The sequence below is a fragment of the Serratia sp. H1w genome, from assembly GCF_000633355.1.
GTDB lineage: Bacteria > Pseudomonadota > Gammaproteobacteria > Enterobacterales > Enterobacteriaceae > Chania.
Window position 1 is genome coordinate 1 of the sequence record NZ_AYMQ01000018.1, and the last position, 24,469, is coordinate 24,469.

General features: G+C 54.4%; 22 protein-coding genes. 7 read left to right on the forward strand and 15 right to left on the reverse strand.

Annotated elements, in window-relative coordinates; all coding sequences use genetic code 11:
* Positions 1-89: 89 nt before the first annotated feature.
* From cbpM to U869_RS0103315, 5 genes are all read right to left on the reverse strand, one after another.
* Positions 90-392, reverse strand: a complete 303-nt coding sequence (cbpM, locus tag U869_RS0103290) for a chaperone modulator CbpM (RefSeq protein ID WP_025123632.1) — start codon at positions 390-392, stop codon at positions 90-92.
* The gene (gene cbpA / locus U869_RS0103295; RefSeq protein WP_025123631.1) at positions 392-1,303 is read right to left on the reverse strand and encodes a curved DNA-binding protein; all 912 of its coding nucleotides are present in this window, start codon (positions 1,301-1,303) and stop codon (positions 392-394) included. The genes cbpM and cbpA overlap by 1 nt, the downstream gene beginning before the upstream one ends.
* A 555-nt stretch (positions 1,304-1,858) precedes the next feature.
* Positions 1,859-2,665 (reverse strand): DmsC/YnfH family molybdoenzyme membrane anchor subunit, encoded by an 807-nt coding sequence (locus U869_RS0103305; RefSeq protein WP_025123629.1) that lies wholly within the window; start codon positions 2,663-2,665, stop codon positions 1,859-1,861.
* Positions 2,666-2,677: 12 nt separating this feature from the next.
* Positions 2,678-3,226 carry a 4Fe-4S dicluster domain-containing protein gene (locus U869_RS0103310; protein WP_025123628.1) on the reverse strand — a complete coding sequence of 183 codons (549 nt, stop codon included), beginning with the start codon at positions 3,224-3,226 and terminating at the stop codon, positions 2,678-2,680.
* Between the two features lie 3 nt (positions 3,227-3,229).
* Positions 3,230-5,563, reverse strand: coding sequence for a molybdopterin-dependent oxidoreductase (locus U869_RS0103315; RefSeq protein WP_025123627.1), 2,334 nt, complete (start codon positions 5,561-5,563; stop codon positions 3,230-3,232).
* A gap of 218 nt (positions 5,564-5,781) precedes the next feature.
* Between U869_RS0103315 and U869_RS0103320 the strand changes: the two genes are divergently transcribed.
* Both U869_RS0103320 and U869_RS0103325 read left to right on the forward strand, forming a co-directional pair.
* Complete coding sequence (locus U869_RS0103320) at positions 5,782-6,474, forward strand: IclR family transcriptional regulator (protein ID WP_025123626.1); 693 nt, start codon at positions 5,782-5,784, stop codon at positions 6,472-6,474.
* Between the two features lie 101 nt (positions 6,475-6,575).
* Positions 6,576-6,962, forward strand: a complete 387-nt coding sequence (locus tag U869_RS0103325; RefSeq protein WP_025123625.1) for a helix-turn-helix domain-containing protein — start codon at positions 6,576-6,578, stop codon at positions 6,960-6,962.
* A gap of 759 nt (positions 6,963-7,721) precedes the next feature.
* On the opposite strand, the gene U869_RS32375 is transcribed toward U869_RS0103325, so the two are convergent.
* On the reverse strand, positions 7,722-7,886 hold the full coding sequence (locus U869_RS32375; RefSeq protein WP_198530719.1) for a hypothetical protein: 165 nt from the start codon (positions 7,884-7,886) through the stop codon (positions 7,722-7,724).
* Positions 7,887-8,384: 498 nt separating this feature from the next.
* On the reverse strand, positions 8,385-8,825 hold the full coding sequence (lysM, locus tag U869_RS0103335) for a peptidoglycan-binding protein LysM (RefSeq protein ID WP_025123624.1): 441 nt from the start codon (positions 8,823-8,825) through the stop codon (positions 8,385-8,387).
* A gap of 223 nt (positions 8,826-9,048) precedes the next feature.
* Between lysM and U869_RS0103340 the strand changes: the two genes are divergently transcribed.
* Entirely contained in the window at positions 9,049-9,240 is a 192-nt protein-coding gene (locus U869_RS0103340; RefSeq protein WP_025123623.1) for a YebW family protein, read from the forward strand.
* A gap of 149 nt (positions 9,241-9,389) precedes the next feature.
* Here the strand turns inward: U869_RS0103340 and ompC are convergent, their stop codons facing one another.
* The 7 genes from ompC to U869_RS0103375 all read right to left on the reverse strand — a co-directional run bounded on the left by ompC (position 9,390) and on the right by U869_RS0103375 (position 19,128).
* The gene (ompC, locus tag U869_RS0103345) at positions 9,390-10,472 is read right to left on the reverse strand and encodes a porin OmpC (RefSeq protein WP_025123622.1); all 1,083 of its coding nucleotides are present in this window, start codon (positions 10,470-10,472) and stop codon (positions 9,390-9,392) included.
* Positions 10,473-11,050: 578 nt separating this feature from the next.
* A complete protein-coding gene (gene astE / locus U869_RS0103350; protein ID WP_025123621.1) occupies positions 11,051-12,034 on the reverse strand; it encodes a succinylglutamate desuccinylase in 984 nt (327 codons plus the stop codon).
* A gap of 12 nt (positions 12,035-12,046) precedes the next feature.
* Positions 12,047-13,387, reverse strand: a complete 1,341-nt coding sequence (astB, locus tag U869_RS0103355; RefSeq protein WP_025123620.1) for an N-succinylarginine dihydrolase — start codon at positions 13,385-13,387, stop codon at positions 12,047-12,049.
* Positions 13,388-13,569: 182 nt separating this feature from the next.
* Positions 13,570-15,042 carry a succinylglutamate-semialdehyde dehydrogenase gene (gene astD, locus U869_RS0103360; protein WP_025123619.1) on the reverse strand — a complete coding sequence of 491 codons (1,473 nt, stop codon included), beginning with the start codon at positions 15,040-15,042 and terminating at the stop codon, positions 13,570-13,572.
* The gene (gene astA / locus U869_RS0103365) at positions 15,042-16,076 is read right to left on the reverse strand and encodes an arginine N-succinyltransferase (protein WP_025123618.1); all 1,035 of its coding nucleotides are present in this window, start codon (positions 16,074-16,076) and stop codon (positions 15,042-15,044) included. The genes astD and astA overlap by 1 nt, the downstream gene beginning before the upstream one ends.
* Positions 16,077-16,126: 50 nt before the next feature.
* Positions 16,127-17,341, reverse strand: coding sequence for an aspartate aminotransferase family protein (locus U869_RS0103370; protein WP_025123617.1), 1,215 nt, complete (start codon positions 17,339-17,341; stop codon positions 16,127-16,129).
* Between the two features lie 632 nt (positions 17,342-17,973).
* Positions 17,974-19,128: an IS481 family transposase gene (locus U869_RS0103375; protein WP_081795885.1), complete on the reverse strand. Its 1,155-nt coding sequence runs from the start codon at positions 19,126-19,128 to the stop codon at positions 17,974-17,976.
* Positions 19,129-19,378: 250 nt separating this feature from the next.
* Here U869_RS0103375 and U869_RS0103380 point away from each other — a divergent pair, with 250 nt between their 5' ends.
* Entirely contained in the window at positions 19,379-20,353 is a 975-nt protein-coding gene (locus U869_RS0103380; RefSeq protein WP_025121569.1) for an alpha/beta hydrolase, read from the forward strand.
* On the opposite strand, the gene U869_RS0103385 is transcribed toward U869_RS0103380, so the two are convergent.
* The gene (locus tag U869_RS0103385) at positions 20,350-21,759 is read right to left on the reverse strand and encodes a PLP-dependent aminotransferase family protein (protein ID WP_025121570.1); all 1,410 of its coding nucleotides are present in this window, start codon (positions 21,757-21,759) and stop codon (positions 20,350-20,352) included. The genes U869_RS0103380 and U869_RS0103385 overlap by 4 nt on opposite strands.
* 142 nt (positions 21,760-21,901) lie before the next feature.
* Here U869_RS0103385 and U869_RS0103390 point away from each other — a divergent pair, with 142 nt between their 5' ends.
* Genes U869_RS0103390 through U869_RS30415 form a run of 3 tightly spaced genes read left to right on the forward strand, consistent with a single transcriptional unit; the run spans position 21,902 to position 24,467 of the window.
* The gene (locus U869_RS0103390) at positions 21,902-23,302 is read left to right on the forward strand and encodes a cytochrome ubiquinol oxidase subunit I (RefSeq protein WP_025121571.1); all 1,401 of its coding nucleotides are present in this window, start codon (positions 21,902-21,904) and stop codon (positions 23,300-23,302) included.
* Between the two features lie 2 nt (positions 23,303-23,304).
* Positions 23,305-24,312, forward strand: coding sequence for a cytochrome d ubiquinol oxidase subunit II (gene cydB, locus U869_RS0103395; protein WP_025121572.1), 1,008 nt, complete (start codon positions 23,305-23,307; stop codon positions 24,310-24,312).
* Positions 24,313-24,323: 11 nt separating this feature from the next.
* Entirely contained in the window at positions 24,324-24,467 is a 144-nt protein-coding gene (locus U869_RS30415; protein WP_071998193.1) for a DUF2474 domain-containing protein, read from the forward strand.
* Positions 24,468-24,469 lie beyond the last annotated feature (2 nt).

The window sequence follows — 24,469 nt, forward strand, 5'->3', positions numbered from 1 at the left end:
TGTCCCCGGTCTGTACACTCCCGCAGGGAGAGGGAGCCAGTTCAGCATCGAGTGTAGGGGCGCTGCATGCTGCGCCCGCGTGAGGGGCATCACTCTGCAATAAAGCGCTCAAGGCGATGGCGTAACTGGCTATTTTCCCTGCGCAGTTGTTCAATCTCATCGAGTAGCGTCAACGCCACCGCAATCCCGGGCCAGTCCAGCGCCAGTTCACGTTGCAGACGCTGGGCACGATTAAACGCCGCCACCGCGCCATCATCAAACACCCAATCCTCCGCATTCGGGTCACGAGGCTGGATCACTCCCAAGCCAACCACCTCAACCAACTCGGTTTCCGTAACGCCGGTACTCAGACAGAATTCAGTAATGGTAAGGGTTATCTGTAGCTTGGCCATTATGCTTTGCTCCATTGCGTACGAGGATCGAAGGCCTGATTAGCCTCGGCCAGCCGTTGCCAGAGTGCGGCGCTGTCTTCATCGGGTTTGGCCGGCATCACGATCTTGATCACCGCATACAGATTACCAGTTTCTTTCTTGCTGACCAGCCCCTTGCCTTTGACGCGTAACCGCTGCCCGGTCTGGCTCCCGGCGGGGATCGTCAGCAGGATGTTATCAGCCAGCGTAGGCAGCGATACCTTGGTTCCCAACGCGGCCTCCCAAGGGGCCAAGGGCAGAACGATTTCCAGATCGTGCCCAATCACCTCAAATAACGGGTGTGGCGCCAACTGAATAATCAGGTACAGATCGCCATTGGCCCCACCGGCCCTACCTGGCACCCCTTGGCCCTTAACGCGGATCCGTTCCCCGTCTGTCACACCCGCGGGGATTTTCACGTTAAGCGTTTTGGTGATCTCTTTCTCTGCCTGACCAAAAGCGTTGTACACCGGTACCTTATAGCTCAGGGTGCGGGTCTGCTCAGCCAGGGTTTCCTCCAGGAACAGCGCCACGCCGATTTCAACGTCCTGCCCACGGGCCGCACGAGGCTGGCGAGCCCCGCCGCGCTGGCCAAACATCGAGGAAAAGATGTCGGAGAAATCGTCGGCATTGCCATACTCGGCACGCCTGCTCTGGCGACCGAAATTGGGCTCGTTACGATGTTGCCGCATCTCATCATATTCGGCCCGGCGTTCGCTGTCTTTCAGCACTTCATAGGCTTCTGCCACTTCTTTAAAGCGCGTTTCGGCATCGGCTTCGGTACTGACATCGGGGTGATATTTGCGTGCCAGGCGACGATAGGCGGTTTTGATGGCTTTGATATCATCAGAGGGTTTAACCTCTAGAATGGCGTAGTAATCCTTGATTTCCATAATGCTATGGTCTCTTTACTGTGGCCGGAAAGTGGGGTGTGAAGGTCTAGCAGATACGCTTATTGTAGCCCCATCGTTCAATGAGTACAGTAGGGTTTATGACGAGGAAAGCAGAAATTGCGATGCGGGTAGAGTAATGATGACGTGACCCATGTCTGAGCCCGTCATCAATGGTGAGTGTTAGTACGAGTTAACATTGCAAGTTCCGGTTGCTAGCAAGTTTCACGGTTCTTCACCTCCCACGCCCTGCGTGTTATTGACCATCATCACTGGCATTGCCATAAAAGCGGCGACACCCACGATCACAAAAAGAGTAATAATCACTGTCATTAACATGCGATCACCCCATCAACGTGGCGTTGTTACGGCTGACTCTCTATTTTTGGTTAATTACATTGCTGGCCTGGACTACCCGGTATCCAGAGTAGCGGGCAATTTCAGATTAGCTGGTTTTTCCGAATGCTGGCAAGCCCACGCTAACGCTTTTTTTAACTGGCATTTGAGTCGGCCCGCCGTTCGGTGGTTGCGCGGCTGGACCGACCTCAATTTATTTCATCAGAACCAGGGGAATTGGCCCATGACGTTATGGTAAAACAGCATGCGTCCCACAATTTCCCCCGACACCAATGCGACCCCGGCGATCGCAGCCAGCGATGGGGTCAAACGTGTGCGCAGACTCAGTGCCGCGAACAACACTCCCCCCACCAACATGCTGCCAACCAACTGCCACCAAAGCATGATCCCCTGAGCGCTGGCTCCGGCAATCTGGTAACGACCCACCAGCGTTGCCAGTAGCAACAGGCAACCCATCAGCAGGCCATAGCGAACGATCCGTGGAACGGCCAGGCCACAACAGCTCAAATAGATCCCCAAGGTGGCAAACCCCAGCAGTAACGCGGTGCTCAGAAACGCCAACTGGGTCAGTGGCGTATGCCACAGCGGATGGCTGGCCATTTGGTAGTAGATTTGCGCCGAAACCAGGATAGCGGCAATCCCTAACACCGAAGTCACTATCCCCAACGTGGTAACCCAAGCCCGGTTCTGTGGACGCAACCAGCACGTAGCCAAGAGCAGGAACAGGCTGATATTCACCAGGATAAAGGCAATCACCTCACGGCTTAACCAGGAGTGCGGCAGGCCCAGCACGGCGCGATAAGCGCCGAACGGGCTACCCAGGTGCAGCAGTGACAAACTGGAGCCAACCACTTCCACCAACCACAATCCCAACACCAGATATTTCAGTTGCCCAACGGACATCCGGGCTGCTGGGCACAACTGGTAGAGCGTCAAGGCGATAATCCCGCCGATGCCCCATTGGCACAGCACGGTAAAAAACACCAACGGCAGTTCATATTCGTTCATGGCTACACCTTATTATTTGTCCGCTGGAATAATGACCACGTTCGGGCCACTGATGCGATGGTCCGGCATGTGATATCGCGCCTCCACCACCGCCCAATCCGTGGTGTGGATCTTCCTTAATTCCTCGATCTCACCAAACTTCAAAACACCCGCAGGGCAAGACGCCACACAGCGCGGTGGTAGCCCTTCATCCAGGCGTTCGGCACACATGTTGCACTTGCTGGTTTTGCCCTCCTGCGGATCGAAGACCGGTGCGTTATACGGACAAGCCATGATGCACATCCGGCAGCCGATGCACTTTTCATGATCCTGCACCACAATCCCATCCGGGCGTTTGTGATAGGTATCCGCCGGGCATACCTTCATGCATTGCGGATCGTCGCAATGGTTGCAGGACATTGAGATGAACCCTTCCGAATTCGGACCATCCGTCTCATACTCCCGCACACGCCGCCAAAGCACGCCGGGTGGGGTCTGGTTCTCCGACTTGCAGGCCATCGAGCAGGTTTTACAGCCGTAGCAACGTTTAATATCAATCAGAAAGCCATATTGTTTGGTCATCGGTTATCCCTCCGCCCGTACATCAACCAACGTACTGTTACAGCAATGCCCGGTACCTAACGCCTCTACGGCGTCATTGGTGACGTGACTACTGCTTCCTCCCTGCTGTTCCCACCAACCGTTATCCAGCGAAACCACGCCCCGCTTGATATGCGTAGTGACGACGGCAATCGCCCGGTGCTCTCCCCGCTGGTTAAATACGGTCGCCCAGTCGCCGTGTTTGATCTGGCGCTGTTGCGCGTCCTGTGGATGGATCATGACGTTAGGCTTATTGCGCTGTACTTCGAGGATCCACTCATTCATCCCGTGGCTGGAGTGGATACTGCGTGCCAACTTGCGTTGTACCGCCATCAGCGGGTATTTAGCCGCCAGTTCCGGAGAGCCTTTCGGGGATTCATTAACCCGCAGATAGGTCACTACCGGCGAGAATGCTTTCTTCTGCCACTCTTCAATAAAGAAGTGTGCTTTACGGGTCGGCGTACGGAATTCTCCATTTTCAAATGGGATCCAGTCACCGCTGACGGGCAGTACCGGCCCTTGCTTAAGCTGTTCCAGGGTGATGCCGGAACCTTGCAGGCAAGCGTTGATGTAATGCTCTATCGGCTGATTGAATACCTCGCCAAAACCAAAGCGCTCCGCCAGACGGGCAAAGATCCAATAATCCGGCTTGGCTTCACCCGGTGGTTCCACCGCCTGCTCCATCAGTTGCACATAGTGGCTACGCACGCCCGCCATCAGGCTGACGTCTTCAAAAATGGTCGTCACCGGCAGTACCAGATCGGCATACAGCGCGGTAGAGCTCATCAGATTATCGGCCACCACCACAAAGGGAACCTTTTCCAAGGCCTTTCTGACCATATTGGTGTTGGGCAACTGGGTCATGACGCCCATGGTCATAATCCACCAGAACTTGATTGGGTAAGGGCGATCGTTGACTACCCACTCACCCACTTTGGCCACCGGTATCGGGGTGATTTTTTTCACCGTAGCCGGTGGCGCAATGATCGGGCTGAACTTCGCCATCTGGCGCGCTCCGCCTGCATCGCAGATCCCGGCGCCGCGCTTGCCGATGTTGCCGGTGAGTAATGCCAGATAGAATTGGCTGGCCGCGACGTAGGTGCCAAATTCGGTACGCTGGGCACCGGACATGTTTTGCACAATCATCGCCGGGGCAGTCGTGCCGTAGTCACGGGCCAAACGTAAAATAGTGTGGGCGGGGATTTCGGTTTCGGCAGCAACGCGGTCGAGCGTCCAGGGAGCAGCCTGTTGGTAAATGGTTTCGAAAACCGTGCGGTAACCGCTGTCGGCGGGCAACTGGCTTTGGAACAATGCAGGGCTTATCCCCGCCTTGTCATGCCGTACCAGGCTCTGGCTGGTGCAGTCATAAACCAGATAACTTTCTGTATCGGCGGCATCTGCGCGCAACAATTGATCTTTGGCGTCCACCAGATACACCGCGCCGGTATGCTGGCGCAGGAAATCTGCATCGATATACTGTTCTTCGATAATGATCTTCATCATGCCGAGTGCTAAAGCCGTATCCGTACCTGGCACGATCGGGATCCATTCATCGGCTTTGGCGGCAGTCTCGTTAAAACGAGGATCGATGACGACGATACGAGCGCCCTGCTCTTGCGCACGCAGATAGTTTTTAAAATACGCCTGCATGGTCACCGCCGGGTTGTTACCCCAACAGATGATCAAGCGGCTATCGGCAATAGTGTCACGGGTATCGGCATAGCGTAACCCCACCATCGGCATCATCGCCGCCGTGACTGCCGAGCAGCAGAGCGACCCCGCCTGTTTCACCGAACCGCCCAGATAGTCAAAGAACGCCTTGCCCATATCGTTCTTTATCGAGTCCATGTTGCCCGCATGGGTGGATAACAGCAGCCCTTCGTTACCCTGCTCCTTGATAGTGGTACGGATGTTTTTCTCGATGAGATCCAGCGCCTGCTGCCAACTGATCGGCTCGAATTTACCCTCACCTTTTTTGCCTACCCGCAGCAAAGGCGTGGTGATCCGCTGTTGGTGATAAACCCATTTGGTACGGCTGATCCCCCGCAGGCAGCATTTCACATTAAAACCTTCCGTCGCCTCAATCTTCATCAGCTTTTTCTGATAGACGTAAGCCGTCAGGTTGCAGTGCAGGCACTCCATCGCACAGGTCGAGCGGAAGGTTTGATAGTCCGTCAGCTTGAGGTGGATACGCCGTAACGGTTCTTTTTGTTCGGATGTTAAGGAAAAAGCGCAGGGTGATAGGGAAGCCAGACCAATAACGCCAAGTCCTTTCAGCAACGTACGCCGTTTAAGTCGGAGTGAAGAAAGTGTATTCATAGTTTTTTTCTCGGTAATTTTCACGCCCTGGTGTTCACTATAAATAAACCGAGTTCACCAATAGTATATTGAAGCAGATCAATCCACCTCAAAATAGTTAGTCGCTGCATGCTGAAAACGCGTTTGTCACCGATGGCGGATCCTGGTTAGCGCGGCAATCACCGCCTTAAACTGGTAAAGTGAGCGGATCGAAGTCATAGCGAGTCAGGGTAAACAGCATGTCGGAAGTTCAAGGCGTCAATTCGGTCGACATTGCGGTGTCGGTATTGGAGAGTGTCACTGCACTGGGAGGGAGCGCTCGCGCGTCGGAAATAGCCAAACACTGTGGGTTATCGAAAAGCCGGTTGCATAAATATCTGGTGTCGCTGTGCCGCAGCCAGATGCTGTATCAGGAGCAGGAGACCAGCCGCTACTCGCTTGGCAGCAAACTGTTGGCGCTAGCCGCGGCGGCGGGTAAACAGCAGACGTTGGCGACGATAATCAACAATGCGCTGTGTGAGTTGCGCGATGAGCTTAACTACTCCACCGGCTGGGCGATACGCCAAGGGAGTAACATCTTGCTGACGCGCTACAACCGCAGCCATAAAAATATCGATATCGATTACCTCGAAAACACCCTTATCCCGATGAATGCCAGTGCGGCGGGTTATGCCTACCAGGCGTTTGATAGCTCGATTACGCCGCAGCTCGAAGCAAAAGAGCTCGAAAAGATCCGCCAACAGGGCTATGCGGTACGTTACAATGTTACTGAAGGCATCCCCGGCGCGCGCGCGATTGCCTGCCCGATTTTCAGCCAGGATAACGTCCTGCTAGGTATGGCGATCACCATGGGGTTTATTCCAGACGACGCGGCGGAGATAGTCCGTCTTGCAGGCCGCCTGATGGCAAAGGCCAAAACGATCCCGCTTTAACCGGCACGAAGGTGACAACCCGGGGCCTGTAAGGTACGCTAAGTGGGCCTGCCGTAAGCTCTGCGCTGCGGTTAAACGACAAAATCAATTGGGTTAATTTATTGATACAAGAACATCACCTCTCACTAGTCTGCGCACTCAGCAAATGGGTTGAGACCCACCTTGGACGAGTGATCCACCTTGAAGAGTTGGCCGAGTATTCCGGCTATTCGCTGTGGCATATGCAGAAGCTGTTTAAAGAAGCGACGGGGATTTCGCTGGGCAAGTACATTCGCGAACGCCGCCTTGCCGGTGCGGTGTATCAGTTGCGCAGTAGCGAGGCTTCCATTTTCGATATTGCCTTGGATTTTGGTTTCGGTTCCCAATCACACTTCACCTACATGTTCAGAAAGCGTTTCAACATCACGCCCTATGACTTTCGCCAGGATCTGAGTGTCGATCTGCACATCGAGCCTCCGCTGCACATTATTCACCAAAAGACGGCCTGAGCCAGATGCAAGCTGTCTAATCACTGCAAGATAACCCTCAGAGCGCTTTGGCGATTAATCGTCATTACCAGGGTTTGTTGGTCTGATGGCTATAAAAGATAACGGCCCCAGAAAGGAGCCGTCGGCGGTATGTGCTAGCTACGTCAAAAGCGTTGTTGATTAATCATCCTGCGTCACTTCAGCGCGACCGCTACGAGTACGGCAATGGCAACCCAAAACACCGCCGTAGCGATCACAACATGGGATAATCTTGCATGGGAGAGTAATTGACTCATAACCACCTCGCTTACTTCGGCAATAGGACTGACAGAAACTTCGTACAGATTAATCTCAGCTTAGCAGGGCCAGGCTATTTACGACAGCCCGCTATTTTGGGGTAAATAACAATATTTGATTAACATCACAAATACATTTATGAAATACATTCACGCAAATCATTAATTGTGACTTTAACATAGTTAAATTGAATTTATTTAAATCCACTAATCAACAGAATGCCGCGTTCATCCTCACTAGCCATCATCCGTAAAAGGTTGGGGAAATCGCCCAATCCCTTGCTACACCTGAGTTGTAGCGATATCAGTGTGGTTAAAAAAACGCCTTCAGCGTGCGTTACCCTATTTATATAGCACGCTACCGGCTATTAATTCGCCATCACTTTTGTCAGCGGATAAATCGCAGCAATTGCTGCCTGGCCCCAATAAACTCATGCATTCGGCAAAAATTTTTCATCGTCATAGCAAAGGTACAGCTCAGGCTTCAGCCACCTTTGATATAACAGCTTTTGGTGTCAATCTCTTGATTGGTATGCCGCAGATCGGATAAGTACGTGATGCCAAACAAGATCGACACGACCAGTAGCACCGAGACCAATAAGGCAATAACCGCGATAAGTTTGGTTTCATCGTGCGGATTGTGTTCCATTTTATCTCCTGAAAACAGTAAGTTACTCCCACCTACTGTGTGATCGTCAACGTAAAAATGATCAATATGCAGCAACCCTCGTCTACGCAGTGATGAGCGGTTACGCATCGTCCATGGCTTTCCTGGTATTGCTTGTCTTATGGGGCGTTCGCACCCTCTATTCGCTTATCGCATGCCATACCGTCTCAAGGTTCAAAGCAGCAAACCCCCTGTCTATGCGGTAGTCAGATTTTACACAGGCGATAACTAAGACTTTTCTTGTACGCAGACGCTAACAATTTTCTGCAGCAGGGTCAAGACTCTCGGGGCAAGTCGCCCGCCTACGGGCTGAAAACATTCGTTGGGTTTATCAAATTGAGATTAGAGAACTTGAGGGGTTAGCACTGGAGTAACGCGTGAATCGGGTGAGTGGTGCAGCACAGCGCCCAAGATAGGGCTACGAATGATACAGTCTGAAACCCGAGCAAGCTCGGGCTTCGATAGCCTGGATTTTCTACATCATTGTGGGATGCGCAATACCTGGCCCGGATAGATTTTATCCGGATGGCTTAGCATCGGTTTATTGGCTTCAAAGATCTTATTGTACAGGTTGGCATTGCCATATATCTCTTTGGCAACGGCGCTCAGCGTATCGCCCTTCTTGACGGTATAAAAGCGGCTTTCCGCTTCCGGTTGCGCTACCGCGACATTATCTTCCACACCGCTGATGCCCGCCACGTTCCCCACGGCTACCAGAATTTTTTCTTTCAGCTCCTGGCTGATACCGTCCCCGGTGACCACGGCCTTGCCATCAACGACCTGAACATCAACCTTATCCGTATCCGGCAGGCCGCTGTTATCGAGGTGCGCTTTCAGCTTGGCGCTTTGATCCGCAGCGTTACCGCTCACCGTATCCCACAGTTTTTCGCCAGCTTCTTTCACGAAGTTAAACAATCCCATATTCGCTCCCGTTAATGATTGGATAGTTAAGCATTTTTAAAACTCATTAAGCTTAGCAGTACAGAACGGAACTGCAATGCTCCGATGGATGATTAAACGCTGCCATAATTCTGAAAATACCGTTTTTGTCTGGTCAATTGTTATTTTTTTGTATGAATTAGCTGAATTCAGCCCAATTTTACCTACAATGGTGGGTAGACTCTTAATGGGGACGTGTTGGGTTATGTATGCTTTGGTGATGTTCGTTTGTTATCTGGATGGCGGTTGTGCCGATATTGTTGTCGACGTGCTGCGTGATGAGCATCAGTGCCTGGTAGCGATGAAAGAACAACGGTTACGTCATGCTGGCTGTTTTCCGATCGAGGACTTTATCGACGGCTTCTGGCTGCCTGCCAGCGAGTATGTCTCTCTGTAAACCAACACTGCCATTGATTAGCCAGGCATGCGATGACCCTACGAAAAATTCCGCACTATCGCCACGCTGTTGATGAATTGAAAAAGGCAGAGCTTGCGCTCTGCCTTTTGGACCACGTTCCGACACAGGAATGAGGTGATGAGTAACGCTTAGAAACGGTAGGTCAAGCTGGCTGCCACGACGTTGTCGGTGTTCAGACCCAACGGGTTGTTGTCATCCAGCTGGTTGATTTTATAATCAACATAGGTGTACATATTTTTGTTGAAGTAGTATGTCGCACCGATATCGATATATTTCACCAGATCGGCATCGCCGATGGTCTCAATGTCTTTACCCTTGGATTGCAGGTAAGCGATAGATGGACGCAGGCCATTTTCGAACTGGTATTGCGCGACCACTTCAAAGTTTTGCGTTTTGTTGGCAAAGCCAGCAACTTTGTTAACCGTAATTGGGGTCATGTTGCGGGTTTCAGCATACATTGCCGCCAGATACACCTGGTTGGCATCATACTTAAGTGCGGTGGTCCAGGCCGTAGCGCTGTCACCTTTACCATAGAAGCCGTCTTTTTGAGCTTGGGTGCGGTTAGAATCAGAGAAAGCTGCCGCAGCACCAATGCCGGTACCGCCGATGTCCTGATAGTCTACCGACATACCGTAGCCGTCACCGTTCTGCTTGTGTACGTTGCTGCGGTCATTCTCGTTCTTACCCTGATACTGCAATGCGATATTCAAGCCTTCTACCAGACCGAAGAAGCTACGGTTACGGTAGGTAGCCAGACCGGTAGAACGGCCATTCATGAAGTTATCAGTGTAGGTATAGGTGTCACCGCCAAACTCTGGCAGCATATCGGTATAGGATTCCGCATCGTAAACCACGCCGTAGTTACGGCCGTAGTCAAAGGAACCATAGTTGGCGAACTTCAGACCAGCGAAGCCCAGACGAGTTTTGGTGCCTTCGGTACCTGCTGACTCAGCGTGGTTGGCCTGGACGTTGTATTCCCACTGGCCATAACCGGTCAGGTCACTATTAATCTGCGTTTCGCCTTTAAAACCGAAACGAACATAAGTGGCGTCACCGTCAGCAGACTTGTTATCACTGAACAGGTGCTTAGCGTTAACACGGCCATACAGGTCGAGTTTGTTGCCATCTTTGTTGTAGATTTCGGCCGCATTGGCCATCGAGGCGACGGTGGCAAGAACAACCGCCAGGGCTACTACACTGCGTTTCATCATTTATTTTCCTAGATTTTTATTAAAAGCTGCCCGTCACGCCCAATTTATGCTTTGGGCTGTGATTTTTATCATTTTGTTTTTTTATCAACGCCTGTAATAAAGCGCCATGTGACATTAGCATCATGAATAAAAACTTAAAATAAAAAAGTTCACGAAACAGTGCGTATAAAGCATGTTTATTTGTAACTAAATATTACAATCTATGCAATTTCTAATTTAATGATTTAAATAGACATTTAACGCATAAGCTTTAACGCCACCGTTAAATTGCACCAAAAAGGTGCATTCACGTTTCATTTTGTGTGATTTGCCTACGTTTTCCAATAACCACAAAATTAGCATGCTAAGCAATAGCGTTACTTATTTCACACTTTTAACTGATATAAATCTGAATAGCTGAATTTACGCAAATAGTTCTATCTTTAATCCGGTTTTTACCCATTGATCGCCCTAACCGGGGATGAAACATAATAGAGTAAATACCCTTATTAATTGGCGGAATAAATTGCGCTATGTTGGTGCAGGAGAGAAAATGTCGCCACAGGTCGCAGACCTGCGGCATAACCAACGGGGGAAGATTAAAACAGCGTATTACGTGGTACTTCAGTCAACATCATGCCCGCACGCAATCCCAACGCGACCTTGGGATTGGGAAACAGGATCCATTCGTTTTCATACTGCACCCGATAGCTTTCTCCTGGCTGTTCATAAAGTAACGTCCCCCGCGGCAGAGCGGTGAAATTAGCGGTATCATCACTCAAATAGAGCTTGAACGACTCACTGCGTTTGATCAGCGACCGCTCGACCCGGAATATCCGTAGCGGAACCGGCCCCCGTAAAGGCAAAGGCTGCCCACTGACCAGCGCCTGCAAGGCGTTATTGATAGCGAAAAACTGCTGCAGATCATTGCTGCCAAACGGGCGTGCCTTGCCCAGTTCGAGAGTGCAGCTTGCTGCCTGTGCATATTCGCTGGAGAAGTGGCTGAACGTGCCACCGGGCGCCTGGTGGATCACTAACGCATCCAAATCTGCGGCATCAAGTAACGCCAACATCTCGGGGCTGTAACGCTGCGGCTGATAGGGCAAAATACCAAAGCGTGGCAACAGCGACCCACGGATCGCCGTATGCAGATCATAGTGAAAGCGGGTGGCCTGCTCTTGGGCAAAGAAATGACTGACGACTTGCTCCAACTGCTGTGCCCGTACCGTTTCACCACAGGACTCAAACTGCTGATAACGCCCGCCAAACATCCGGTTCATATCGCTTGCCAGATAGCGTTGATTGGCACGCATCGCCGACGGATTGCCCAACACCACCAGCAAGCGCACCGCCAATGGCCTCACGCCGCTGAGTAGTTCGGTTACCAGTTGGTCAAGCAATTCGATGGGTGCCGTTTCATTGCCGTGAATACCCGCAGAAAGCACCACCGCTTGCCGATAGCCTTGCAGCGGGCAGAGCTCCAATAACCCCTCCCCCAGCCACCGCCAGCGCAACATGGCGAACTCACCGTGGGTATTGGCCGGTATCGTCCCCGCCAGCGTCAGAGCCAATAAATCTTTCATCATTGCCTCCGGTTACTGTTGGAATGGGTAAACATTACCCAACCCAAGGATAGAGGTCAGTGCATCCAGAGCCGCTCGCCCTTCATGCAGCAATTGCGGGTCTGCCAGATCGCCTTGAACCAAACGATCGCGATAATAACGATCGACCCAATCGTTCAGAGTAGCGAATAGCGTATCGTTCATCATCACCCGTGGGTTAACTGCTCTCAGTTCGGCATCGTTCAACGCTACGCGTAACCTTAGGCAAGCCGGGCCACCGCCGTTGCGCATACTTTCGCGCAGATCGAACACCTTGATCTCGTCGATTGGACCGCCGCGGGTCACCATCTCCGACAGATAGTGCCAAACGCCCGGATGCTGGCGGGACTCTTCCGGCACGACGATCATCATCTTGCCATTAGGTTTGGTCAGGATCTGACTGTTAAACAGGTAGGTCGCCACCGCATCCCCCACGCTGACGCTGGAGGTGGGGACTTCTATCGCCACCAACTCCGTTTCCAGCAAGGCCATCTTATGGCGCAACTGATCCAGGCCCTGCTGTTGGTGCAAAAACGCCTGTTGATGATGGAACAGCACCTGCTGATTGCTGACGACAATCACGTCATTGTGAAAAACGCCCTGGTCGATCACCACCGGATTTTGTTGCAGGAATACCGTTTGTTGCTCGTGCAACTGATGCAAACGCGCGATCGCCTCGCTGGCCTCCCGCGTCTGGCGAGCCGGGTAACGGGTGGGAGCACTTGCCCCGCCGAACTCCTGCTTACCATACACAAACACCTGCACCCCACGTTTGGCATAGTCTCCACCAAGGCGGTTATGGTTGGCGGCCCCCTCATCCCCGAATAGCGCCACCTGCGGCAAGGCATCGTGGTGAGTAAAGTATTGCTCATCGCGGAAGATGGCACGCAGTACGCTGGAGGTGGTTTCTGCCTCGATCGCGCGATGGAATTTGTTATTCAGATTGGCAGCGGTGAAATGTACCTTGCTATCCTGACTGTCAGCCGAAGGTGAAACCGTCGCGGCATTAGCCGTCCACATAGATGAGGCCGAACTGAGAGCCGAAAGCAGCTGCGGTGAGGTTCGCATCGCCTGGGCCAGCACGCTCTCATCGCTGCCGCTAAAGCCCAGTTTACGCAGCGTCGGGAGATGGGGCCGCTCCTGCGGCGGCAACACGCCCTGCTGGAAGCCCATATCCGCCAGCGCCTTCATTTTCAGCAGCCCCTGCTTTGCCGCCAGTTTGGGATTCGATACGCTGTTGCGATGCTGTGTCGAGGCTTCATTGCCAAACGACAGCCCGGCATAATGATGCGTCAAACCCACCAACCCATCGAAATTGACTTCATATCCGGACATTTTTCTCTCCTGTAGCTTAATACCTGTCACTTTGGTGCAAGTCCCCTCACCCTAACCCTCTCCCCAAGGAGATGGATCGTACGTGCCACAGATTGACTTCCGTATCTAGCCTCAACACGGGCGCAGCATGCAGCACCCCTACGTAGCACCACATTAGCGGCCAGTTGAGGGGGGGGGGCAGATCAATTGAAGATCAGGCCCGGTGACAGGCTGGCTGGCAGCGTCAAGCTGGCGCTCTCGAGTGAAGCCATAGGCCATGCGCAATAATCCGCCGCATAGAACGCACTTGGCCGATGGTTGCCCGACGCCCCCACACCCCCAAAAGGTGCCGCGCTGGAAGCGCCGGTCAACGGTTTATTCCAGTTGACAATCCCAGCCCGCGCCTCCAGGAGCAGCCGCTCAAACTGCTCCCGCTGCGGGGAAACCAGCCCAACGGACAGGCCATAGCGCGTATTGTTGGCAAGACGCAGCGCCTGATCAAAATCGTCGTAGCGAATAATGGTCGTCAGCGGACCAAAATATTCTTCGTCTGGCACCTCTGCCACGCCGGTCACATCAATAATACCTGGGCTCAATAACGCACTACCGCTCTCTAACGATTTCATGGTCAGCAAGGCTTTGCCTCCCAGAGCCAACAGATGGTGCTGAGCTGCCAGCATGTTTTCAGCCGCAGCGGAGGAAATCACCCCGCCCATAAACGGCTGTGGCTCAGCATCCCAGCGGCCAATGCGCAGTGCCGCAGCTACCTGGACCAGGCGCGCAATAAAGGCATCGCCCTGCGGTCCGCTTTTCACCAAAATACGGCGCGCACAGGTACAGCGCTGACCGGCAGAGATAAACGCCGATTGCACGGCCAGATTCACCGCCGCGTCACAATCTTCTATTTGTTCGACGATCAGCGCGTTGTTGCCCCCCATCTCCAGCGCCAGGATCTTTTCTGGCTGGCCAGCCAGTTGGCGATGCAGGTGGTAGCCAGTGCCAGCGCTGCCGGTAAACAGCAGCCCATCTATATCTGCACTGCTTGCCAACGCCTCACCGGTTTCACGCCCGCCCTGTACCAGATTGATCACCCCAGCCGGTAGCCCCGCTTGCAGCCACAGTTGCAACGTCACCTCCGCCGTCAGTGGCGTCAGTTCGCTGGGTTTGAATACCACACAGTTGCCCGCCAACAGCGCCGGGACGATATGCCCATTCGGTAAATGGCCAGGGAAGTTGTACGGGCCAAACACCGCCAGCACGCCGTGTGGCCGATGGCGTAGCACCGAAGCGCCGTCGGCCATCGCAGTTTCCGTCACCCCGGTACGCGCCTGATAGGCCTGTAGCGAAATACCCACCTTGCCAATCATCGCCTGGACTTCGGTCAGGGTTTCCCAGCGCGGTTTGCTGGTTTCTCGGCTGATGGTCTCGGCCAGATGCTGTTTATTCTCTTCCAGCAACGCTGCAAAGCATTTTACCAACTGTTCGCGCTGGGCAAATGGCGTGCGCGCCCAGGCAGGGAAAGCCTCGCGTGCAGCGGCGTAGGCTGAAGCCACGTCGTCAGCGTTAGCCGCATTGGCTTGCCATAGCGGCAGGTTATCCAGCGGATCGGTTTTGCTGAACTCGGCGCCCCGGCCAGCCAGCCAGACGCCATTAATTAACAATGCAGGATGCGACATTACACTTTCTCCTGAGCTATAAGCTTGATGACCCGCACCGGGCTACCCTGTTCTACGCCCAGCGCCGCTGCTGTCTCGGCATTGATACGCAGGCGATCGTCATGCAGTTGGGCATGCACCAACAGGGCGCGATAATGTTGATAGTTGTCGTTAGCCACCAGATACACCGGGGATTCGTTGTTCACCTGCGCATCATCCAGCACCACTTTCACCAGTTTGCTGCGCTTCACCGCGCGGATCTCGTCGATCTCGGCTTCCAGCGTCGGGCCACCGTCAAAGATATCGACGTAGCCCTGGTAGCGTAGCCCTTCGGCCTCTAGCAGCTTGCGTGCCGGTGCGGTTTGCGGATGCACTTCGCCAATCACTTTCTGCGCATCTTCGGCCAGAAAGTCGACGTACAGCGGGTGTTTCGGCATCAGTTCGGCGATAAACGCCTTTTGCCCGGTACCGCTGAGGTAGTCCGCCTTGGCGAACTCGATAGAGAAGAAGTGACGGCCAACGCTCTCCCAGAAGGGGGAACGGCCATTCTCATCGGAATAACCACGCATTTCCGCGATCACCTTGCGGGAGAATTGGTTACGGAACGCGGCCATAAACAGGAAGCGCACCTTCGACAACAACTTGCCGTTCTCGCCATGGCGGTAGTCTGGATCGAGGAACAGCGTGCAGAGTTCCGAATGACCAGTATGATCGTTACTCAAAAATAGCGTTGGCACCGACTTATAGACGTTAAGCTGTTTTGAGGCATGCACCTGGGTACCCACGCGAAAGCTGTACCAAGGCTCGGTCAGCCCAACTGCCACTTCGATGGCGCTGACGCCAACCACTCGCTGCCGTTCGGTATCCTCCATGACAAACAGATAGCAGCGATCGCTTTGGGGAAGTTCGCCCTGCCAGGTTTTTAACGCCCGCTCAATACGTGCCGACAGCGTGTCTTCATTCTGCGGCAAAGAGGTGAGGCCAATACCGGATTTACCGGCGAGCGCCAGCAGGTCAGCCAGGTCACGGCGCTCTATGGGGCGGATAATCATCATAATGCGAACCTCGGAAGTCACCGGCTGCGCACCAGGCGCAGCCGTCTTGATTAGCTGCAAATCCGCGCCACGGCACGCGCGAACCGCGCCAGCCCCTCTTTCACATCCTGTTCCGGGATGATCAGTGAAGGCGTAAAACGCACCACATCCGGGCCAGCAATCAGGGCTATGACCCCCTCCTCGTTGGCCAGTTGGGTAAGCTGCTTGGCCCTACCGGCATATTTCGGATCCAGCACGCAGCCAATTAACAACCCAGCCCCGCGGATTTCACTAAAGATCGGATGCTGAAGGTTAATTTGTGTCAGCCCGTCGATAAACCACTCGAGACGTTGCTTCACGCCATCGAGTACCTCTGGTGTGTTAATCAGCGAGAACACCACCCCAGCGACCGCTGTTGCCAGCGGGTTGCCGCCGTAAGTGGTGCCATGAGTGCCCACGCCCAGGGTTTTCGCCAGCTTGTCGGTCGTGATCATGGCGCCGATCGGGAAACCGCCCCCCAAAGCCTTGGCGGTGGTTAATACGTCCGGCACTACCCCGTAATTCATATAGGCATACAGCGATCCGGTACGCCCCACGCCGGTTTGCACCTCATCAAAGATCAGCAGCGCGCCGTGGCGATCGCACAGTTCACGTAGCCCTTGCAGGAACTCCGGTGGTGCCGGTACCACACCACCCTCGCCCTGAATCGGCTCAACGATCACCGCGCAGGTACGGTCGTTAATCACCTGCGCAGCCGCCGCCAGATCGTTAAACGGCGTATGGGTAATGCCACCAGGCAGTGGTGCAAAATCCTGGGAATATTTGGGTTGGCCACCGGCAGTCACGGTAAACAGGGTGCGGCCATGGAACGCGTTATTGAAGGCGACAATCTGATTCTTTTCGCCATTGCCGTTATCCAGTGCATATTTTCGCGCCAGCTTCAGCGCGGCCTCGTTGGCTTCCGCACCGGAGTTGCAGAAAAACACCTTATCGGCAAAGGTGGCATCGATCAGTTGCTTGGCCAGGCGTAACACCGGCTCATTGGTATAGCCGTTGCCCAGATGCCACAGCTTGCCCGCCTGTTCGACAAGCGCCTCCTTCACTTGAGGATGGGCGTGCCCCAGAGCGTTAACGGCAATACCGCCGGCGAAATCGATATAGGATTTCCCCTGCTGATCCCAGACCTGTGAGCCTTCTCCCCGCACCAAAATAAAGTCCGCAGGGGCGTAGACCGGGATCATCCAGTCGTCGAAAGACTGGCGGGTAACTGCGATTGGCTGTTCCATAATGACCTCATAACGTCAGCAAAGGCTGAATTTTGGCGGTAAGGACCGCGTTAGGGCCGCAAGGCCGACGAAAAAGCAAAATAACCCGGTTATCCGCTGTATTTTCTGACCGACGATAATGCTGCTGAGTGTCGGCCATTCAGATACAAACCTGTTACATTAAATCGGTTATTCGCTATTAATGCCGCATTTAGCGCCGCTAAGCGGGGAATAAATGTTAATGAGTAGTTAAAATAGCGCCCATTTGATAAATAGTGTAGAGCAGCTATCGTGCCATAACGGGGTTTTTAGCGGATTTGATTATTTTTTTCGTTAAAACAATGAGTTATATTGCATAATTATTCAATAATTATGCATTTGTAATGAAGGGGCGCAAAAATAGAGCCTAAAATCATCGGCGTCCGCGAAATCCTATTCAATCGCAAAATTCTTCCGATTATCTGATCCTGCTCGCAAAAATAATTGCGCCAAATCGGCAGCCTGGCACCCTTTCGCACCAATACCGTGCGTTTTGACCTCATTTAGTGCAGTAAAAAGGCGATAAACCACTGCGATATCCCCTCACCCTAACCCTCTCCCTGTACAGACCGGGGACATGGTAGACAGGTGTTCAAGGACATGGTGAACACTTTTTAACATCCTTTCCCCATAACGATCGACCTATTTCTCAGGTCGATCGTCCCCACTTTAGTGCTGTACCACCACACCTCGTAGTACCCCTCTCTCTCACTTTCCTTCAGCCCGACACATTCTCCGATAAAGGCCTTCCCCACTTTCAGGCCCATCCCTTTCAGGCTCAGTTTTCCACTGATATCCACTTTCCTGACCAAGACCCCTTCGTCATACTCCGCTGCCGCCGGATTGCCATTGTACTGTCGCTGTGAAGGCTGATAACGAGACGCCGGTACCGCCATTGACAGTGCTTCATGTGGCCGTTCCAGGTTGTAAGTGTCTCGCCAGGCGTCGAACACCTCCTGCAACTGCGCGGCATGGGTAAACCACCGTCCCTGCAGAAGCTCTGCCTTCAGGCTGCGGTGGAAGCGCTCCAGCTTACCCTGTGTCTGAGGATGGTAAGGCCGAGAGTGACCCACCCGGATACCCTGACGCATTAACCACAGCTCCAACGCGGTCCAACTGCCCGTTGTATCACCCCACGGCGAGCCGTTATCCATGGTCATTCTCTCCGGCAGACCATAACGTTCGAACACGGCTATCAACTGGGACTGTACGGTGACACGTCGTTCATCCTGGCAGTGCGCCAGACAGAGCGAGAAGCGTGAATGGTCATCCAGCAAGGTAAGCGGATGGCAACGTCCTTCGGCATAGGGGAAGTGCCCTTTAAAATCCATCTGCCAGAGTTGGTTCGGGGCATCGTGCTCAAAGCGCCCGACGGCTGGAACCAGTGAAGGGCCACCCGGAAGCAGGCCATGGCGACGCATCAGGTTATGCACGGTGCTGGCGGCAGGTAAAGTATGCCCGCGCACCTCGAGCCATTGCTTGAGCTTGCGCGCGCCCCATTGCGGGTGGGTCAAATGAGCAGCGCGAAGGTGTTCGACAACGCTATCGGGTGTTCTGGAAGGCGAATGGTGTGGCGCTCTGGAGCGCTCGTTCAGACCGTCCTTGCCGTCAGAGCGCCAGCGGTGTAACCACTTGTAGCCCGTGGTAGGGGTTATGCCGAACTGACGGCATAACGCACGAATATTAGCGCCTTCTTGCGAGGCGAAAAACACAAACTCGATACGTAATGACATGGCAGATCTCTCATCCCACGGCATAAGCAGCTCCACTCAGAAGTACTCATACCTATGTTGTAAGTGTCTACCATGTCCCCGAACAAGTGTTCACGATGTCCCCGGACTGTACACCCCAAAAAGGAGAGGGAGCCAGCTCGGTGTCGCTAGCTAGTACAGTGTCAATCTGTGGCTCGGACACTCCCCTCGCCCTTTGGGTTAGGGTGAGAGGTAATAGCAATTACAGACTACACTTCTAAGCTATCCCCATTTTCCATGTACCCTCCTCGACCTTAAGGATCCCAACATGAGCAAAAAAACCTTTGATCCCACTCAGCCCGCCGCGGTTAAAGACGTCGCGGCTTTTCTGGCAGAGCTGAATGCCAGCGGCGGAAAACCGATGGAACAGATGAAGCCGAAAGAGGCCCGCAAAGTGTTGGAAGGCGCGCAGCGCAGTGTGGAAGTGGTGCAGCATGAGGTTGAGATTGAAGAGAAAACCATCCACGTCGCCGGTCAGGACATCCTGCTGCATATCGTGCGGCCACCGCGGGTAAAGGGCAAATTGCCGGTATTTATGTTTTTCCACGGCGGCGGCTGGGTATTGGGTGACTTCCCTACCCACGAACGACTGGTGCGTGACCTGGTGTACAGCTCTGGGGCCGTAGCGGTGTTCGTCAATTATACGCCGTCGCCAGAAGCCCAGTATCCCACCGCCATCGAACAAGCCTATGCGGCCACGGAATGGGTGGCAGAATTCGGTGACAAGATCAACGTCGACGGCAGTCGGCTGGCGGTGGTAGGCAACAGCGTTGGCGGTAATATGGCGACGGTGGTTAGCCTGATGGCTAAAGAGCGCGGCACTCCGGCCCTGCGCTGCCAAATCCTGCTATGGCCGGTCACCCATGCCAGTTTTGATCGCGATTCCTATCATCAGTTCGCCGAAGGCCATTTTTTAACCCGCAACATGATGAAGTGGTTCTGGGACAACTACACCACTGACAAAGCCCAGCGTAAGGAGATCTACGCCTCGCCGCTCAATGCGACTCTGGAGCAGTTGAAAGGCTTGCCGCCAGCGCTGATACAGACCGCCGAGCTGGACGTGTTGCGGGATGAAGGGGAAGCCTACGCCCGTCTGCTCAATGCTGCTGGCGTTGAGGTAACCGCCACCCGCTACAATGGGCTGATCCACGATTACGGCCTGCTAAACCCGATTGCTCAGGTGCCGGCAGTACATTCGGCGATCCACCAGGCTGGCCGGGCGTTGAAACATTATCTGGCCTAGCCCAGGCCACGGATCAGCCTGGCCAAGGTCTTGATGGCGCTTTCCAGCTTGTCGCTCCACTCAAAAGAGGCGTTCAGGCGGAAACAGTGATTGAAACGATCGCCGGTGGTGAACATCCGCCCCGGCGCAATACTGATCCCCTCTGCCAGCGCACGCTGGTAGAGCTCCATCGATGACTGCGCCGCTTCCAACTCCAACCACAGAAAATAGCCCCCGTCCGGTTGGCTGATCTTCACCGTCGGCGGAAAATGATGGGCAATGGCCTGATGCATGGCGCTTTGCCGTTGGGCCAATAAACGCCGCAGGCGACGCAGGTGAGTATCATAGCCGCCATGCAGCAGATAATCGGCGATCGCCATCTGGGTCGGCACGCTGGTCGAAACGGTGCTCATCAGCTGCAAGCGCTGGATCTGCTGCGCATAACGCCCAGCCGCCACCCAGCCCACGCGGAACCCAGGAGCCAAACATTTCGAGAACGACGAGCAGTGCAAAATCTGCCCGCCCTGATCCAGTGCCTTGGCGGGCAAGGGCCGCTCGGCGCTGAAATAAAGCTCGCCGTATACATCATCTTCCAGCAACGAGATCTGATGCTCACGCAACATCGTCACCAAGCGTTTCTTATTCTCGTCCGACATGCTGGACCCTTGCGGGTTCTGGAAATGGGTCATCAGCCAGCAGGCTTTAATCGGATACTGCTCAATCGCCTGCTGTAACGAATCCAGATCGATCCCATGCTGCGGGTGGGTGGCGATCGCCACCGCCTTCAGCTTCAGACGTTCCAGCGCCTGTAACGCACCGTAAAATGCCGGCGATTCAATCGCCACCGTGTCCCCCGGCTGCGTGACCGCTTGCAGACTCAGGCTTAACGACTCCATAGCCCCGGCGGTGATCACGATTTCATCGGGGGCAACCTGCATCCCGCTCAGCGCATAGCGTTGGGCAATATGGCGACGTAGCGCGTCGTTACCTGGGGGCAGATTGGCAAGCGAACTGTGAGGCGTGAACTTGCGGGCCACGCTGCTCAGCGCCCTCGCCAGCTTGGGTTGCATAAACAGAGTCGCGTCCGGAAAGGCCGACCCGAACGGCACGATGTCCGGATCCTTACAGGCTTGCAGCACGTCAAAGATAAAGGCGTTGATATCTACCTGTTCACTCACCAGCAGCTTTTCGTCCCGGACAGGCTGGGGCAACGCCTGTGAGCGTGCCGCGACATAGTAACCAGACTGCGGCCGTGCCACGATCCAGCCCTGGCTCTCCAGTAGCTGATAAGACTGCACCACCGTCATCAGGCTCAGCCCGGCACGTTTACCGCTTTCCCTCAGCGAGGGCAGCTTGTCCCCGGCGCGCCATACGCGGTTCTGGATCTGTTCGCGGATCTGCTGGGCGAGCTGTTCATATCTGGTCATACAATTCCAACTGTTATAGTCAAAAGTGAAATAACTGTCACTGTTATCGTTACTCTACTCCATGCTCTACTTAGCGCAAGTTTTAATAAGCAAGTTTTCGCTTTCCTAAGAGGCCGATGTATGAACAAATCAAGGAGGCTCCATGTTCGGACTTGATGCATTGGAGTTGGCACGGATCCAGTTCGCCTTCACCGTTTCCTTCCATATTATCTTCCCGGCCATCACCATCGGCATGGCCAGTTATCTGGCGGTGCTCGAAGGCCTATGGCTGAAAACACGCAATCAGGCTTACCGGGATCTGTATCACTTCTGGTCGAAAATCTTCGCCGTCAACTTCGGCATGGGCGTGGTTTCCGGGTTGGTGATGGCCTATCAGTTCGGCACCAACTGGAGCTTCTTCTACGAGTTTGCCGGCAGCATTACCGGCCCATTGCTGACCTACGAGGTCCTGACCGCCTTCTTCCTCGAGGCCGGTTTCCTGGGCGTGATGCTGTTCGGCTGGAATCGTGTCGGCCCCGGCCTGCACTTCTTCGCCACCTGCATGGTAGCACTTGGCACGCTGATCTCCACCTTCTGGATCCTCGCGTCCAACAGTTGGATGCAGACTCCGCAGGGGCACGAGATCATCAACGGCGTGGTGGTGCCGGTTGACTGGTTTAAAGTGATCTTCAACCCGTCATTCCCTTACCGTCTGCTGCATATGACCACCGCCGCGTTCCTGTCGTCAGCCTTCTTTATCGGTGCTTCGGCGGCCTGGCATCTGCTGCGTGGCCGTGATACGCCAGCGATGCGTAAAATGCTATCGATGGCAATGTGGATGGCATTGATCGTCGCCCCTATCCAGGCGGTGATCGGCGATGCGCACGGCCTCAACACGCTGAAATACCAACCGGCCAAAATCGCCGCCATCGAAGGCCATTGGGAAAACCCACCGGGAGAAGCGACACCGCTGATCCTGTTCGGCTGGCCGGATATGGAGCGTGAAGAAACCCGCTTCAAGCTGGAGATCCCTTACCTCGGCAGCCTGATCCTCACCCACAGCCTCACCGAGCAGGTTCCGGCGTTGAAATCCTTCCCACCGGAAGATCGCCCTAACTCCACCGTGGTGTTCTGGTCGTTCCGCATCATGGTGGCGCTGGGCATGCTGATGATCCTGGCTGGCGTGTGGAGCCTGTGGCTACGCTGGCGCGGAGGGCTGTATCAGTCCAAACCCTTCCTGTACTTCATTCTGTGGATGGGGCCATCGGGGCTGATTGCCTTGCTGGCGGGCTGGTTCACCACCGAGATTGGCCGCCAGCCATGGGTCGTCTACGGGCTGCAACGCACCTCTGATGCCGTCTCTGCCCACGGCGATATCCATATGAGTGTCAGCCTACTGGCCTTTATCGTCGTCTACTGCTCGGTGTTTGGCGTGGGTTACTCCTACATGATGCGCCTGATCCGCAAAGGCCCGCAAACCCATGAGGGTGATGAGCCAAGCGGCCACGGTACACCGGCACGTCCGCTCTCTGCGGTACACGAAACTTTGGACGACAGGAGCTGAACATGGGTATCGATCTTCCGCTGATTTGGTTTGTGATCATCGTGTTCAGCACCATGATGTACGTGGTGATGGATGGCTTTGATTTGGGTATCGGCATCCTGTTTCCGTGGGTAAAAGACAGCCACGATCGCGATGTGATGATGAATACCGTGGCACCGGTGTGGGACGGCAACGAAACCTGGCTGGTGCTCGGCGGGGCCGCCCTGTTTGGCGCATTCCCATTGGCTTATGCGGTGATCCTGGACGCGTTGGCCATTCCCCTCACGCTGATGCTGTTTGGCCTGATCTTCCGCGGTGTCGCCTTTGAATTCCGCTTCAAGGCCAAGGAAGAAAAGCGCCATATCTGGGATAAGGCGTTTATCGGTGGCTCAATCCTGGCGACGTTCTGTCAGGGGGTGGTGGTCGGAGCAATTATCGACGGCTTCCCGGTGGAAGGCCGCGCCTATGTCGGTGGCCCCTTCGACTGGTTCACGCCGTTCGCCCTGTTCTGCGGTTTGGGGCTGGTGGTGACCTATGCGCTGCTCGGCTGTACCTGGTTGGTCATGAAGACCGCCGGAAGCCTGCAAGCACGCATGCACCGCCTGACCACGCCGCTATTGGTCAGCCTGTTACTGATCCTGCTGGCCGTCAGCGTGTGGACGCCGATCGCTCACCCTGAAATTGCGACCCGTTGGTTCAGCCTGCCGAACCTGTTCTGGCTGCTGCCGGTGCCGCTGTTGGTGCTGCTCAGCGCCTGGGGCATCTGGCACGGCGTACGCAACGATGCCCACTACTTGCCGTTCCTGCTGACACTGTTGCTGGTGTTCCTGGGATTGAGCGGTCTGGGCATCAGCATCTGGCCGCTGCTGATCCCACCGGCCATCACCCTGTGGCAGGCCGCCGCACCGCCACAGAGCCTCGGCTTTATGCTGGTGGGCGCACTGTTTATTATTCCAATTATTTTGGTCTACACCTTCTGGAGCTACTACGTGTTCCGCGGCAAGGTGAGCCATGAGGATGGGTATCACTGATGGACAAAACAATGAATGAGAAAACCCCCACTCTTCCCTGGTGGAAACGCGTCGGCTGGTTGGTGGTTATCTGGAGTGCCAGCGTGCTCGGGCTGTTTTTGGTCGCCTCGCTATTCCGCCTGCTGATGGCCGCCGCCGGGATGAAGCCGGAATAACC